Here is a 14,522-nt window from a genome sequence, read left to right on the forward strand (position 1 = left end):
GTCCGCTTCGCCCGGCTTGGGGGTCCTGAGTGAAAGCCGCAGTCCTGCTCGCCGCCGTCCTCGCGCTGCCGCTGACCGCGGGCATCGCCGAAGCCGCGCCACCGGCCCCGGTCTTCACCGGCGGCCAGGCGCAACCGGTGTTCGACCCGGCCGACGTCGTCCGCGAAGACGTCTGGGTCACCGCACCGGTCGACAGCGACCACGACGGCGCCGACGACCTCGTGCACGCCCAGGTCGTGCGCCCGCGCGCGACCCAGCAGGGCCTGAAGGTTCCCGTCGTCTACCAGGCCAGCCCGTACTACGCCGGCGGCAACGACGTCGCCAACCACGACGTCGACGTCGAGCTGTCCGCGCCCGGGTACGCCCGCGGCCCGGAGGGCCCGCGCGTCGCCGCGCACGGCGTCGGGCCTGCCGCCCCGATCACCTGGCGCTACCAGGACTACTTCACCGCGCGCGGGTTCGCCGTCGTCTACGGCGAGTCGCTCGGCACCGGCCTCTCGACCGGCTGCCCGACCACGGGTGACGTCAACGAGACCATCGGCGCCCGCTCGGTCGTCGACTGGCTCAACGGCCGCACGAGCGCACGCGACTCGGCCGGCGCCGCGGCGAAGGCGGACTGGAGCACCGGCAAGACCGGCATGATGGGCGTGTCCTACAACGGAACCCTGCCCAACGCCGTCGCGAGCACCGGTGTCGCCGGCCTGGAGACGATCGTGCCGATCGCGGCCATCTCCAGCTGGTACGAGTACTACCGCCACGACGGCGCGGTCGTCGCCGCCGGCGGGTTCCAGGGCGAGGACGCCGACGTGCTCGCCGAGTACGTGTACACCCGCGCCGACCGGCAGGTCTGCCGCCCGGTGATCGACGGGCTGACCCGCGACCAGGACCGGGTCACCGGCGACTACACGCCGTTCTGGGACGTCCGCAACTACCGCGACGACGTCGGCAAGGTGCGCGCGTCGGTGCTCGCGGTGCACGGCCTCAACGACTGGAACGTCAAGACCGAGCAGGTCGCGACCTGGTACGAGGCGCTGAAGGCCCGCGGCGTCGAGCACAAGATCTGGCTGCACCAGTCCGGGCACGCGGACCCGTACTCGCTGCGCCGCGACGTCTGGCTCGCGACGGTGAACAAGTGGATGTCGCACTACCTCTACGGCATCGACAACGGCATCCAGAACGAGCCGAAGGCGACGATCCAGCGCGAGGACCTGTCGTGGACCGACGAGGCCGACTGGCCGGCGCCGGGCACCTCCGACGTCCGCGTGTACCCGTGGCCGGGCGGCCGCTCGAAGGGCACGATCGACACGCGCACCCCGGTGCCGGGCACGGCGGCCGCCGAAACCCTCGCCGACGACTCGTCGAAGACGATCGAGCAGCTGGCCGGTCTGGCGTCATCCGGCAACCGCCTGCTGTACACGACTTCGGCGGCGAAGCAGTCCGTACGCCTCTCCGGCACCGCTCGCGCCGACCTGGCGCTGGCGTTCGACCGGCCCGCCGCGAACGTCTCGGTGATCCTGCTCGACCGCGCCCCCGACGGCACGTCCCACGTGATCAGCCGGGGCTGGACCGACCCGCAGAACCGCACCTCGCCCGCCCGCACCGAGCCGATCACGCCCGGGCGGACCTACCGGATCGGCGTCGACCTGATGCCGAAGGACTACGTCCTCGCGGCGGGCCACCGGCTCGAGTTCCTGCTCGCCTCCAGCGACCACGACTACACGCTGCGCCCGAAGCCGGGCGCCGGACTCGCGCTCGACCTCACGAAGTCGTCGGTCACGCTTCCGGTCACGGGCGGCAAGCCGGCGCTGCGGGCCGCGTTCGGCTGATGCTGCCGGAGCACCTCCGGGCCGATGTCCGCACGCTGTGGGACTACCACGACCTGCGGCACGGACCGCGGCGGTCGGACGCCGGGATCGGGCTCGGCAGCCGCGATCCCGGCGTGGCCGTCCACGCCGCCGAGCTGTTCCACGCCGGGTGCTTCCCGCTGATCGTCTTCACCGGCGCCAACGCCCCGACGACGGTGGACCGCTTCCCGCGCGGCGAAGCGGTCCACTACCGCGAGATCGCCCTGGACCTCGGGGTGCCGGACGAGGCGATCCTGGTCGAACCCGAGGCCCGGCACACGGGGGAGAACATCGTGTTCACGCGCCGGCTGCTGGCCGGGCGCGGCATCCGGTCCGTGACCCTGGTGACGCGGCCGTACCAGCAACGCCGTGCCTACGCGACGGCCAAGCGGCTCTGGCCCGGCGTCGACGTCGTGTGCGCGTCGAAGGCGGCGTCGTTCGAGGACCACGTCAGCGGGGAAGAAGACGCCGATCGCGTGATCGGCATGCTCGTCGGCGAGACCCAGCGGATCACCGAGTACGCCGAGCGGGGCTTCGCGATCCCGCAGCGCATCCCGCCCGGCGTCGAGCGGGCGTTCGGCAGGCTGGTCGAAGCCGGGTTCACGCAGCGGCTGGTCACTGTCCGCGTCGACGATCACTCAATGTAACGATCGTTGCAGGTCAGGCGACTTACCGGCGTTCCGTCCGCTGCGAGAGGACCCGCCATGACCTCGACCGCCGAACCCACCTTGGAGAGCCTGCGCGCCCAGCTGTCCGGAGCCGTGCTGACCGATGGCGCCCCCGGCTACGACGTCGCGCGGTCGGTCTGGAACGGGGAGATCGACCGCCGTCCCGCGGTGGTGGTGCGGCCCGCCGGGCCCGCGGACGTGGCGGCAGCGCTCGCGTACGCGCGCGAAGCCGGCCTCGACGTCTCGGTGCGCGGAGGTGGGCACAACTACGGCGGCGCCGCGGTCGTCGACGGCGGTCTCTGCATCGACCTGAGCTCCCTCGCCGCGATCGACGTCGACCCGGACGGCCGGACCGCCCGCTGCGGTGGCGGGACGACCTGGGCGCAGCTCGACGCGGCCACGCAGGAGCACGCGCTCGCGGTACCCGGCGGCACGATCAGCCACACCGGCGTCGGCGGGCTGACCCTGGGCGGCGGCTTCGGCTGGCTCACCGGCAAGTACGGGATGTCGTGCGACAACCTGGTCTCGGTCGAGCTCGTCACCGCCGACGGCGAGATCCTGCGCGTGTCCGCCGGGCAGCACCCCGACCTGTTCTGGGCGCTGCGCGGGGGCGGCGGCAACTTCGGCGTCGTCACCGAGTTCGAGTTCCGGCTGCACCCGGTCGGCCCGATGGTCCACCTGGGACTGTTCTTCTACGGACTCGACGACGGCGTGGCCGCGTTGCGCCACGCCCGCGAGCTGCTCCGGACGCTGCCGGGAGAACTGGGGGTGCTGGTGGCCGGGCTGAACGCGCCGCCCGCGCCGTTCGTCCCGGAGCTGTTCCGGTTCCGGCCGGGCTACGCCGTGCTGATCGCCGGCTTCGAGGGGGAGGAGCAGCACGCCGGGGCGGTCCGGGCGGCGCGATCCGGGCCGACGCCGCTGTTCGAATTCGTCTCGCCGATCCCGTACGTCGAGCTGCAGCGGATGCTCGACGGCGCCGCGCCGTGGGGCATCCTGGCGTACGAGAAGGCCGCCTACGCCGACGGCTTCACGGACGAGGTCATCGAGGTGATCGCCGATTCCCTGCCGCGCAAGACGTCCCCGTTGTCGATCATGCCGATCTTCTCGATGCGGGGCGCCTTCACGGAGGTGGCCGACGACGCGACGGCGTTCGGCGGCCCGCGGCGCGAGAGCATCCTGATCAACATCGACTCGCTTGCGGCCGAGCCGGAGCCGTACGCCGTGGACCGCGCCTGGGTGCGCGAGTTCTGGGAGGCGCTGGTGCCGTTCTCGTCCAACTCGGCGGGCTACGTGAACTTCATGGCCGAGTACGAAGCCGACCGCGTCCGGACGTCGTACGGGCCCGAAAAGTACGAGCGCCTGGCCCGGATGAAGGTGGCGTACGACCCGCGGAACGTGTTCCACCGCAACGCGAACATCCTGCCCGCGCCGTGAGGGATCACCCGGCGATGCCCGCCCGGTAGGCGAACGCGACCGCCTGCGCGCGGTCGCGCAGCCCGGCCTTGGCGAACAGGTGGTTCACGTGGGTCTTCACGGTCGCCTCGCTGACCACCAGGGTGCGGGCGATTTCGGTGTTCGACAGGCCCGCCGCGATCAGCCGCAGCACCTCGATCTCGCGGGCGGTCAGGCCCTCGACCTCCTTGACGCGCGGCGGGGCGCTGCGGGCGGCGGCTTCGACGAGCCGCCGCTGCAGCTCCCCGTCCACTGTGGACTGACCGGCGGCGGCCGAGCGCAGCGCCCGCGCGATGGACTCGGCGTCGGCGTCCTTGGTGAGGAACCCGCGGGCCCCGGCGCGCAGCGCGGCCAGCAGCGACTCGTCGTCGGCGTAGGTGGTCAGCACGACGACTTCGGTACCGGGGTGTTCGGCGCGGATCCGCTCGGTGGTCTCCACGCCGTCGCAGCGCGGCATCCGCAGGTCCACCAGCACGACGTCGGGGCGGTGCTCGGCGACGAGCGCGAGCGCGGCCAGGCCGTCGGCGGCGGCGCCGACCACCTCGACCCCGGGCAGCAGCCCGAGCAGCGTGACCAGGCCCTCCCGGACCACCGCCTGGTCGTCGGCCAGCACGACACGCAGCGTCACGCCGGTACCGTCAGGTGAATCCGCCATCCGTCCTCCCCCGGTCCGCTCTCCAGCCGCCCGTCGAGCAGCGCGACCCGTTCGCCCATCCCGCGCAAACCGTAGCCTGCGGCCGGCGCGTCCGGCGGGCGCCTGCCTTGCCGGTCGGCCACGGTCAGCTCCACCGTTCCGTCGGCGAAGTCCAGCGTGACGTCGACGTCCGCCTGCGCCGCGTGCTTGCGGGTGTTGGCCAGCGCCTCCTGCACCGCGCGCACGAGCGCGGTGCCGACCGCCGCGTCGAGCTCGCGCGGCTCGCCTTCGATCGTCAGGTCCGCCCGGGCACCGCTGTCGAGCCGGTACGCGGTGAGCAGATCGGCGATCGCGCGTTCGACGCCGACGGCGTCTTCGCGCAGGGCGGCCACCGCCTTCCGGGCCTCGGCCAGGCCGTCCGACGCCAGTTTCTGGGCCCGCTCGATCTGGGCGACGGCGTCCGGGCTCGCTCCGTCGCGCACCAGCATCAGACGGGCGCCTTGCAGGTTCAGCGAGAGCCCGGCCAGCGAGTGCGCCAGGACGTCGTGCAGCTCGCGGGCGATGCGGGCGCGTTCGGCGAGCGCCGCCGCGCGCGCGTGCTCCTCGTTGGCGGTCTGCGCGCGGGCCAGCGCCAGTTCGGTCTGTTCGACGCGGGCGATGCGGGTCCGCCGGTTCAGCCCCATCAGCACGATCACCGCGAGGACCGCGTACGTCGACAGAGCGCCTTTCCACACGTCGAAGCGGGCCGCCCCGGCCGTGATCGCCGCGATGTCGAGCCCGACCGCCAGCACGATCGGCGCCGTGGAGTGCCGCAGCACCACGAAGAACGTGGTGCTGAACATCGCCACCGACGCCCAGCTGCTCGGCAGGAGCACCCAGAGCGCGCCCGTGCTCGCGATCACGGTGAGGGGCAGCGCCGTCGTCAGCGGCCGGACGCGGGCGTCGTGGATCCACAGCAACGGGATCGACAGCGCGAGGGTGAACCCGATCAGGAGCCAGGCTCGCAGGTCCGCGCGCGGCATGGCGGCGACCATCGGCACCGCGACGAGCGCCCACCGCAACCAGCCTTGGGCTCGCGGGAACGCGGCAGGTCGGGTCGTCATTTCGGCAGTCCTCCGCGGGTGCTTGTACGGAAAATGTACCGGCGGGGACTTTCCTTCGTGGTGTCAAGTTGTCCCGTTTGTCAGGAGGTTCCCCCATGTCCAGGTTGCGACGGCTCGCCCTGCTCGCCGCCGCCGCGGCGCTGCCCGCGCTCGGCCTCACCCTCGCCGGCCAGGCGACCGCCTCGGCCGCGCCGAACTTCCAGGTGCCGTTCAAGTGCGGCGTCACGGTGGACGCGGCCACGTTCAGCGGCCACAGCCCGGAGTACTCGGTCGACTTCCAGAAGTCCGGCATCACCGGGATGCCCGTGCTGGCTTCGGCTTCCGGCACCGTGACACGGGTCGAGAACGAGGGCAGCGATAGCTACGGCCGGTGGATCGAGGTGGACCACGGTAGCGGCTGGCGCAGCCGGTACGCGCACCTGTCGACCCAGTCCGTTTCGGTCGGGCAGTCGGTCATCGGCGGCAAGCAGCTCGGCACCGCGGGCTCGACCGGCAACGTCACCGGCCCGCACCTGCACTTCGAAGAGCGGCTCAACGGCATCGTGCAGAAGGCGAAGCTGAACGGCACCGCCGTGCCGTACTACGCGCACACCAACTTCACGAGCAAGAACGACTGCGGCGGCAACCCGTACTCCGCCGAAGAGGTGTGCGGCGACGGCTTCTCGGTCGTGGACCAGCAGGCGCTGGCCAACTCCTCGGGCACGGCTTACCTGCTGTACAACGCGTCCACCAAGGCGAACTGCGTGACCACGTTGAAGGCCACCTCGCTCGGCACGGCCAGTGCGGTTTCGGCGTTCCTCGAGGTACAAGGCGCGGCCCGGGCGACCGATTCCGGCAGCTTCACCTACTACGCCGGGCCGATCAAGAAGACCGCCGACTCGACCTGCGTGAAGTGGGGCGGCTCGGTGGGCAGCAACACCTACGAGAGCGGGTTCGAGCACTGCGACTGACCGGGTGACGTTCGGGGCTCCGCCACGCGGACCCCGCAAGTCGATCCGTGTCCGGCCGGTGGGGCCGGGCAGCATAGCCCGCCCCACCGACAGGAACGCCCCGCCCGGCCGCCGCCGGGCGGGTTCCGTCCACATCGGCCCCGTCCATCCACAGATTTCCCGCCACCGCCCCATCCGGCCCCGGCCTGCCCCACAGTGGAGGCATGACCACAGCCACCCCGCCCGACCTCCGAGACCCCGCGCAGCTGCTGACCGCGCTCCCGTACCTGATCGGGTTCCGGCCCGCGAAGTCCGTCGTCCTGCTCGGCCACCGCCACCCGGGCAACGCCCCAGGTCTGATCCTGCGAGGCGAGCTGCCCCGCCGCGAACACCGCGCCCGCCAGGCGCGGGCGCTGGCGCAGCGGTTCGCCGCAGGCTGCCACGTCGGCCTGACCCTGGTGATCGTCGGTGGCCGGCGAAGACCCGGAAAGCCGCCACCGCACGCGGGTTTCCTCGACGAGCTGGTGCGGGTACTGGAGGATTCCGGCCTTCCGGTGCTGCACGCCTTGTGGACGCCCGCCATCAGGACGGGCGCACCCTGGGCGTGTTACCGCAACGACGAATGCGCGGGCACATTGCCGGACCCCCGCTCGACGGTCATGGCGGCGGCCGCGACCGAGTGCGGCACGGTGGCGTTCGACAGCCGCGAGGAGCTCGAGGAGTTGCTGGCTCCTCGGTCACCGGAGGCACTGGCCCGCCGCGCGGATCACTTGTCCCGCTTGGCATCCCCGCCCTGGCCCGAAGCAACACGCGTCAACGACGCGGCATCGGTGGTCAGCGCGGCATTCGACCGCCAGCGCCGCGGCGACGGGCCACCGACGGACGAAGAAGCGGTTTTGTTGGCAAAGGCGTTGAAGCTGCCCGACATCCGCGACCTGTGCCTGGCGATGGCGGTACCCCCGGCCACCACGGGAGCACGCGAAGCCGAGCACCTCTGGCTGACGCTGGTCCGCGAGATCCCACCCCCGGAGAGAGCGGAACCGGCGGCGCTGCTGGGCTTCTCGGCCTACCTGCGCGGCGACGGAGCATTCGCGGGCATGGCCTTGGACAACGCCCTGGAGGCGGCACCGGGCCACGTGCTGGCGTCGTTGCTGAGAAGGGTGCTGGACAGCGGAACACCACCGGAGGTAATCCACGGCTTGGCAGCGGCGGCAGCAGGCCCGCTAGCCGGTTTCGGCTTGGGCCCCGCGGACATCGACATAGGCCAAGCGGCATGAGCCGCCACGACCGGCGGCCGGGCCACCAATACGAGGCCCCGCAGAACTGGGACCGACTGCCGGCCGCCACAGACTCGGCTCGATGTCCTCAGAGGACATCCAGGCCGGTTGGCCCGGCGGCGGCCGGACGAGATAGGCACCACCTCGAGACGCGGACCCACTCCGGCTTCGGCCATCATCCGGAACGCTTGCCCGGCCAGCCTCGCGTCGGCAGCTACGGGGCTGCCTGAGTCCGGCGATTCCGGGGCGCAGGCCTGTGCACCAGGCTCAGTCCGCTTCAGCACGGGCCGACTTCGGAGCGCGGGGTCGCGGGCCGGTCACACCAGTCCGCAGGCCTTGAAGCCGGTTCAGCTCCGCGATCGGGGGCGAGCTCGTCCGGCGGCGCGGTGGGGCGCAGGTCCCGGCGCGCCGAGCGCCGTCGGGCCAGGGCGGGCTCGGCCTCACCGTGACTGGGTGGATTCCCGGGCTTTGCGGGCGGTTCTGGCCTGGTTGGTCCGCTGTGGCTCGAGCCCAGCTCCTCGTGAGCCGGGTGAATCCTCAGCCGCGCCAAGTCGGTCCGCGTCGGCTTCCGCCTAGGTACAAGGAGCCCGAAGCGCGGGGCCATGGACCAGTCTCGGCGGCCCACCACAACTCGAGAACGGTGCCAACCCCACCAGGAGCCGGCCATCCGGCGGCGCGGCAGGCCCAGCCAAGGAGCCCGCCGCCCGCCGTCGGTCAGGGAACGGCCAACTTCGCCGTGAGTGGGTGGATGTAGGCGATCCCGGCGAGGCGGTCCGTTCTGGCTCGGTCCAGCTCCTCGCGGGCCGGGTGAATCCTCAGCCGGCCCAAGTCGGTCCGCGTCCCGCACGATCCCGGCCAAGTCGGTCCACTCCGGCTCGGTTCATCTACCCGCGGGCTGGGTGAATCCTCAGCCGTCCCAGGTCGGTCCGCGCCGGCGGCAATCCAGGTCCAAGCATCCGAAGCGCGGGGCCATGGACCAGTCTCGGCGGCCCACCACAACTCGAGAACGGTGCCAACCCCACCAGGAGCCGGCCATCCGACGGTGCGGCAGGCTCAGCCAAGGAGCCCGCCGCCCGCCGTCGGTCAGAACCGGGTCAGCCTCGCCGAGACCGGGTGAACTCCCAGGCGTCCCGCACGATCCCGGCCAGGTCGGTCCGCTCCGGCTTCCAGCCCAGCTCCTCACGGGCCCGGTCGCTGGCCGCCACGAGCACCGACGGGTCGCCCGCGCGGCGCGGGGCCACCGCCGCCGGCACCGGGTGGCCGGTGACCTCGCGGCAGGCCTCGATCACCTCGAGAACGGAGAAACCGGTGCCGTTGCCCAGGTTGTAGATGCGGTGCTCGCCCGCGGTGGCGTGCTTCAGCGCCAGCAGGTGCGCGTCCGCGAGATCCACGACGTGGATGTAGTCGCGCACCGCCGTGTGGTCCGGCGTCGGGTAGTCGTCGCCGAAGATCTGGATGCGCTCGCGGTCGCCCGTGGCGACCTGGAGGACGAGAGGGATGAGATGGGTTTCCGTGGTGTGGCGCTCGCCGAAGGCGCCGTACGCGCCCGCGACGTTGAAGTAGCGCAGGCTCACCGCCGCCAGGCCGTGCGCGCCGGCGAAGCTGGTGATCGCGGCGTCGATGGCGAGCTTCGTCGCGCCGTAGGTGTTGGTCGGCCGGGTCGGCGCCGTCTCCGGGATCGGCGACTGCTCCGGCTCGCCGTAGGTCGCCGCCGTCGAGGAGAACACCAGCCGGGGCGTGCCGTGCTCCTGCATGGCCTCGAGCAGCCGCAGCGAGGTGACGACGTTGCCTTCCCAGTACTTCGCCGGCTCCGTCATCGACTCGCCGACCAGCGACTTGGCCGCGAAGTGCAGCACGCCGTCGAAGCCTTCGCGCAGCAGGCTGCCCGCCACTTCGGCGGCGTCGCCTTCGATGAACCGCGCGTCCGGGTGGACGGCGTCGGCGTGCCCGGTGGACAGGTCGTCGACGACGGTGACCTGGTGCCCGGCTTCGATCAGCCGGGCGGCGCAGACACTTCCGACGTACCCGGCTCCGCCCGTCACGACCAGCTTCAGGGCGTTGCTCTGCTCCGACACATTCAGGCCTTCCTGCCGAGGGTGACTGTGCTGCACAGTCTTCCCTCTAGCCGACGCGCGGGTCCGCGCGGGGGTTGCCCCGGGCGGACCCGCGCGGCGTCAGAGCTCGTCGCGGCCGGCGCCGCGGGAGGGCACCGCCGTGAACATCCGCGGCCGCCGGTAGCCGGCCTTCTCGTACGCCGCCTCGACAGCCTCCTTGACGCGCTCCAGGTCCGCGTCGCGGACCAGCGCGATCGCCGAGCCGCCGAAGCCGCCGCCGGTCATCCGCGAGCCGAGGGCGCCCGCCCCCCGCGCCGAGTCGACCGCGAGGTCCAGCTCGGCCGTGGAGATCCGGTAGTCGTCGCGCATGCTCACGTGCGAGGCGTCCAGGTACGGCCCGATGTCGGCGAGCCGCCCGGCGCGCAGCAGCTCGACCGTGTCGAGCACCCGCTGGTTCTCGGTGACGACGTGCCGCACCAGCGGCACCAGGTCCTCCGGCAGCCGGTCGAGCGCGTCCGAAAGGCCTTCGTTGGTGACGTCGCGCAGCGCCTTCACCCCGAGCAGCTCCGCCGCCCGTTCGGTGCCGCGGCGGCGCTCGCCGTACCCGCCCTCGGCGTGCGAGTGCTTCGTGCGGGTGTCCATGATCAGCACCTGCAGCCCGGCCTCGGCGAGGCCGAACGGCACCTGCTCCTGCTCGCCCGACCGCACGTCGAGGAACAGCACGTGGGACTCGGTGCAGCAGAGGGAAGCCGTCTGGTCGAGCAGGCCGGTGGGGGCGCCGACGAAGTCGTTCTCCGACCGCTGCACCCACCGCGCGACCTGGGGCCGCGTCGGGACGTCGGTGCGGCTGCCGTCCAGCTCGAGGCCGGCCAGCCCCAGCAGCGCCAGCGACACCGCGCACTCGAGCGCGTGGGAGGAGGACAGCCCCGCCCCCGACGGCACGTCCCCGGCGATGACCAGGTCGGCCCCGTTCGCGAAGCCCTGGTCGCGCAGCACCCACGCGACGCCCGCCGGGTACGCGGCCCACCCGTCGACGGTGCCCGGCGCCAGGTCGGCGATCTTGAGCTCGCCGGAGCGCTGGAGCTGGCCGTCGTCGCCCAGGGTGGCCACGGACAGCACGCCGTCTTCGCGGGGCGAAGCCGCCGCGGCCAGCCGGTGGGGCAGGGCGAACGGCAGCACGAAGCCGTCGTTGTAGTCGGTGTGCTCGCCGATCAGGTTGACGCGGCCGGGCGCCGACCAGACGCCGGCCGGTGCGGTGCCGTGGATCGTGTGGAACGCCGCCGCGGCGTCCGTAGCGGGGCTCATCGGGCCTGCGCCAGGACGGCGTGCAGCGCGGAGCTGGCGACCTGGGCGGTGGTGTCCCCGCCGGTGACCTCGATGGTGCCGCCGGTGGCCTTGCCGACGGTGACCGTGCCGCCGGGCACGATGCCGACGGACTTGAGCTCGGTCATCAGCGACTCGTCCAGCTGGACGTGCTCGGCGATGCGCCGGATCTCGACGCGGCCGCCGCCGGTGCGGGCGAACTCGTCGAGCCGGACCAGGTCGGCCTCCGCGGGCGGCGCGGGGTCGCCGTCGCCCAGCTTGTCCAGGCCGGGGATGGGGTTGCCGTACGGGGAGGTGGTCGGGTGGTCGAGCAGCTTGACCAGCTTGCGCTCGACGGCCTCGCTCATCACGTGTTCCCACCGGCAGGCCTCGTTGTGCACGTGCTCCCACTCGAGCCCGATCACGTCGACGAGGAGGCGCTCGGCGAGGCGGTGCTTGCGCATCACGGCGATGGCCAGTTCCCGGCCGTGGTCGGTGAGCTGGAGGTGCCGGTCGTCGGCGACCACGACGAGGCCGTCGCGCTCCATCCGGGCGACGGTCTGGCTCACGGTCGGGCCGCTCTGCTGCAGGCGCTCGGCGATGCGGGCGCGCAGCGGAACGACACCTTCTTCTTCGAGCTCGTAGATGGTACGCAAGTACATCTCGGTGGTGTCGATGAGATCGTTCACGCTGTCCCCTTCGTCCGCGTTGCTCATCGTAGTCGTTGACCCCGGCAGCGGCGGCGGGCCTCGGGGGTAACAACTCGCCGGTGGGGGATATGTCCGCACCCCGGCGCGGCCGGGCGGGCGGCCGCTGGAAGATGGGAGGCATGCGTCCGCTGATCAGCACCACCGACCTCGCCGCCGCGCTGTCCGGCCCGGCCGGGGACCGCCCCGTGGTCCTCGACGTCCGCTGGCGGCTCGCCGGTCCGCCCGGCGCCGAGTCCTACCGCGAGGGTCACGTGCCCGGCGCGGTGTTCACCGACCTCGACAGCGTGCTCGCCGGCAAACCGGGCGAGGGCGGCCGGCACCCCCTGCCCGACCCGGCCGATCTGCAGCGCGACCTGCGCGCGGCCGGCATCCGGACGGGTACCCCGGTGGTGGCCTACGACGACGCGGACGGCTCGGTGGCGGCGAGGGCCTGGTGGCTCCTGCGCTGGGCGGGCCACGAGGAGGTTGCGATCCTCGACGGCGGTTACGCGGCGTGGGCGGCCGAGGGGCACCCGGTGAGCACGGAGGAGGCCCGGCCGGAACCGGGCGACATCACGGTCCGCCCGGGAGGGATGCCGGTCCTGGACGCGGACGAAGCGGCCGCCCTGGCCCGCGACGGCCTGCTCCTCGACGCCCGCGCAACCCCGCGGTACGCGGGCGAGACGGAGCCGGTGGACCCCCGGGCCGGCCACATCCCGGGAGCGGTGAACGCCCCGTTCTCGGCCCACCTCGGCCCGGACGGCCGCTGGCGGCCACCGGCCGAGCTGGCGGAGCGGTTCGCGGGCCTGGGCCTGCGCCCGGGCGAGCCGGTCGGCGCCTACTGCGGCTCCGGGGTGACGGCGAGCTCGGTGGTCCTGGCCCTGGAGCTGGCCGGCCACCCGGGCGCGGGCCTGTATGCGGGCTCCTGGTCCCACTGGTCCCGCAACCCACAGCGCCCCGCGGCGACGGGCACCCTGCCAGGCTGAGCGGCGCCGGCTCCGCCCAGTGGCAACGGCCACCCTGCCGAGCTGAGCCGCGTCGGTTTGGCCGGCGGCGACGGGCACCCTGCCGGGTTGAGCCCCGGCGGCTCCGCCCCAGTCGCAACGGCCACTCTGCCGGGCTGAGCCGCGGCGGTTTGGCTGGCGGCGACGGCACCCTGCCGGGTTGAGCGTCGCGGGCTCCGCCCCAGTGGCAACCGCCACCCCGCCGGGCTGAGCCGCGGCGGCTTGGCGGGCCCGCCAAGCCGCGCCCCGGCCGCGCAGGTCGCACGTCACCGGGCGGGCGCCCAGCACACGCAGCCGGGCGACCACCGGGTCCCGGTCGGGAGCTGTCGCACCCGCGGCGCGAACCAGTCCAGTCCAGTCCACGGATCCACCCGATCGGCACTAGAGTCGGGCGGTATGTCGCCGGCCGTTGTTTGGGACCGTGCCCTGCTGGGTTACGACCTGGGTGGGGATCACCCCTTCAATCCCGTCCGGCTGGAGCTCACCGTCCGGCTGGCCACCGAGCTCGGCGTGCTCGACGACGTCGAACTGCTCGTCCCGACCGGTGCCGGGGACGAAGAACTCCTCCGCGTCCACGCCCCCGAGTACCTCGCCGCCGTGCGGGAGGCGCCGCTGGTCGGGTGGGATGTCGGGCACGGGCTCGGGACCTCCGACAACCCCGTCTTCTCCGACATGCACGACGCCTCCGCCCTCGTCGTCGGGTCGACGCTGCTCGCCGCCCGGAAGGTCGCCGAAGGGGAAGCCCGCCGCGCCGTCAACATCGCCGGGGGCCTGCACCACGCCATGCGCGACCAGGCCGCCGGCTTCTGCGTCTACAACGACTGTGCCGTCGCCATCTCCTGGCTGCTCGACCACGGCTTCGACCGCATCGCCTACATCGACACCGACGTCCACCACGGCGACGGTGTCCAGGCCGCCTTCTACGACGACCCGCGCGTCCTCACCATCTCGATGCACCAGCACCCCTTCACGCTCTGGCCCGGCACCGGCTACTCCGCCGAGACCGGCCGCGGGAAGGCCGACGGCACCTCCGTCAACGTGCCGCTGCCGCCGCGCACCCGGGACCCCGGCTGGCTGCGGGCCTTCAACGCCGTCGTCCCCTCGCTGCTCGCCGACTTCGAACCGCAGCTGCTGTTCACCCAGTGCGGTGTCGACTCCCACGAAGAAGACCCCCTCGCCGACCTCTCGCTCAGCGTCGACGGGCACCGCACCATCTACGCCACCCTCCGCGACCTCGCGGAGACCTACGCCGGCGGCAAGTGGATCGCCGTCGGCGGGGGCGGGTACCAGCTGATCCGGGTCGTGCCGCGGTCGTGGACGCACCTGATCGCCACCGTCCTCGACCGGGACGTCGACCCGGCGACGCCGCTGCCGCCCGGGTGGGTCGCCACCGTCGGCAAGGCTGCCCCGCAGGCCGAGCTGCCGCGGGCGATGACCGACGACCGCGACACCGGGTTCAAGCCGTGGGGTGACGGCGAGGACGATCCCGTCGACATCGCCGTCCGGGACACGCGCCGCGCCGTTTTCCCGCTGCACGGCCTCGATCCGGACGACCCCAGGGACTGA

General features: G+C 72.9%; 12 protein-coding genes. 7 read left to right on the forward strand and 5 right to left on the reverse strand.

Annotated features, from left to right (window positions below; all coding sequences use genetic code 11):
* The first annotated feature begins 29 nt into the window (after positions 1–29).
* From QRY02_RS01460 to QRY02_RS01470, 3 genes are read left to right on the forward strand one after another with little or no spacing between them, the layout of a single operon-like run.
* Positions 30–1,826 (forward strand): Xaa-Pro dipeptidyl-peptidase, encoded by a 1,797-nt coding sequence (locus QRY02_RS01460; RefSeq protein ID WP_285989686.1) that lies wholly within the window; start codon positions 30–32, stop codon positions 1,824–1,826.
* A complete protein-coding gene (locus QRY02_RS01465; protein WP_285989687.1) occupies positions 1,826–2,491 on the forward strand; it encodes a YdcF family protein in 666 nt (221 codons plus the stop codon). Before QRY02_RS01460 ends, QRY02_RS01465 begins: the two co-directional genes overlap by 1 nt.
* A gap of 57 nt (positions 2,492–2,548) precedes the next feature.
* Positions 2,549–3,946: an FAD-binding oxidoreductase gene (locus QRY02_RS01470; protein ID WP_285989688.1), complete on the forward strand. Its 1,398-nt coding sequence runs from the start codon at positions 2,549–2,551 to the stop codon at positions 3,944–3,946.
* A gap of 4 nt (positions 3,947–3,950) precedes the next feature.
* Here QRY02_RS01470 and QRY02_RS01475 read toward each other — a convergent pair whose 3' ends face one another.
* Both QRY02_RS01475 and QRY02_RS01480 read right to left on the reverse strand, forming a co-directional pair.
* A complete protein-coding gene (locus QRY02_RS01475) occupies positions 3,951–4,592 on the reverse strand; it encodes a response regulator (protein WP_285993736.1) in 642 nt (213 codons plus the stop codon).
* Positions 4,589–5,701, reverse strand: coding sequence for a sensor histidine kinase (locus QRY02_RS01480; RefSeq protein ID WP_285989689.1), 1,113 nt, complete (start codon positions 5,699–5,701; stop codon positions 4,589–4,591). Before QRY02_RS01480 ends, QRY02_RS01475 begins: the two co-directional genes overlap by 4 nt.
* 95 nt (positions 5,702–5,796) lie before the next feature.
* Between QRY02_RS01480 and QRY02_RS01485 the strand changes: the two genes are divergently transcribed.
* Both QRY02_RS01485 and QRY02_RS01490 read left to right on the forward strand, forming a co-directional pair.
* The gene (locus QRY02_RS01485; protein ID WP_285989690.1) at positions 5,797–6,651 is read left to right on the forward strand and encodes a M23 family metallopeptidase; all 855 of its coding nucleotides are present in this window, start codon (positions 5,797–5,799) and stop codon (positions 6,649–6,651) included.
* A 203-nt stretch (positions 6,652–6,854) separates the two neighbouring features.
* Positions 6,855–7,907, forward strand: a complete 1,053-nt coding sequence (locus tag QRY02_RS01490; protein WP_285989691.1) for a DUF4192 domain-containing protein — start codon at positions 6,855–6,857, stop codon at positions 7,905–7,907.
* A gap of 1,094 nt (positions 7,908–9,001) precedes the next feature.
* Here the strand turns inward: QRY02_RS01490 and galE are convergent.
* From galE to QRY02_RS01505, 3 genes are all read right to left on the reverse strand, one after another.
* On the reverse strand, positions 9,002–9,982 hold the full coding sequence (galE, locus tag QRY02_RS01495; protein ID WP_285989692.1) for a UDP-glucose 4-epimerase GalE: 981 nt from the start codon (positions 9,980–9,982) through the stop codon (positions 9,002–9,004).
* A 99-nt stretch (positions 9,983–10,081) separates the two neighbouring features.
* A complete protein-coding gene (gene galK, locus QRY02_RS01500) occupies positions 10,082–11,266 on the reverse strand; it encodes a galactokinase (protein WP_285989693.1) in 1,185 nt (394 codons plus the stop codon).
* On the reverse strand, positions 11,263–11,979 hold the full coding sequence (locus tag QRY02_RS01505; RefSeq protein ID WP_013224289.1) for an iron-dependent transcriptional repressor DtxR: 717 nt from the start codon (positions 11,977–11,979) through the stop codon (positions 11,263–11,265). Before QRY02_RS01505 ends, galK begins: the two co-directional genes overlap by 4 nt.
* Before the next feature lie 113 nt (positions 11,980–12,092).
* Here QRY02_RS01505 and QRY02_RS01510 point away from each other — a divergent pair, with 113 nt between their 5' ends.
* Positions 12,093–12,938: a sulfurtransferase gene (locus QRY02_RS01510; RefSeq protein ID WP_285989694.1), complete on the forward strand. Its 846-nt coding sequence runs from the start codon at positions 12,093–12,095 to the stop codon at positions 12,936–12,938.
* A 414-nt stretch (positions 12,939–13,352) separates the two neighbouring features.
* Entirely contained in the window at positions 13,353–14,522 is a 1,170-nt protein-coding gene (locus tag QRY02_RS01515) for an acetoin utilization protein AcuC (protein ID WP_285989695.1), read from the forward strand.

It is taken from the genome of Amycolatopsis sp. DG1A-15b (assembly GCF_030285645.1).
In the GTDB taxonomy this organism is placed as follows: domain Bacteria; phylum Actinomycetota; class Actinomycetes; order Mycobacteriales; family Pseudonocardiaceae; genus Amycolatopsis.

Bases quoted from the DNA above. Each gene is read 5' to 3' on its own strand.
- QRY02_RS01465 (WP_285989687.1), top strand. From the start codon at position 1,826: ATGCTGCCGGAGCACCTCCGGGCCGATGTCCGCACGCTGTGGGACTAC.
- QRY02_RS01490 (WP_285989691.1), top strand. From the start codon at position 6,855: ATGACCACAGCCACCCCGCCCGACCTCCGAGACCCCGCGCAGCTGCTG.
- QRY02_RS01515 (WP_285989695.1), top strand. From the start codon at position 13,353: ATGTCGCCGGCCGTTGTTTGGGACCGTGCCCTGCTGGGTTACGACCTG.
- galK (WP_285989693.1), bottom strand. From the start codon at position 11,266: ATGAGCCCCGCTACGGACGCCGCGGCGGCGTTCCACACGATCCACGGC.
- QRY02_RS01510 (WP_285989694.1), top strand. From the start codon at position 12,093: ATGCGTCCGCTGATCAGCACCACCGACCTCGCCGCCGCGCTGTCCGGC.
- QRY02_RS01505 (WP_013224289.1), bottom strand. From the start codon at position 11,979: ATGAGCAACGCGGACGAAGGGGACAGCGTGAACGATCTCATCGACACC.
- QRY02_RS01485 (WP_285989690.1), top strand. From the start codon at position 5,797: ATGTCCAGGTTGCGACGGCTCGCCCTGCTCGCCGCCGCCGCGGCGCTG.
- QRY02_RS01480 (WP_285989689.1), bottom strand. From the start codon at position 5,701: ATGACGACCCGACCTGCCGCGTTCCCGCGAGCCCAAGGCTGGTTGCGG.
- QRY02_RS01470 (WP_285989688.1), top strand. From the start codon at position 2,549: ATGACCTCGACCGCCGAACCCACCTTGGAGAGCCTGCGCGCCCAGCTG.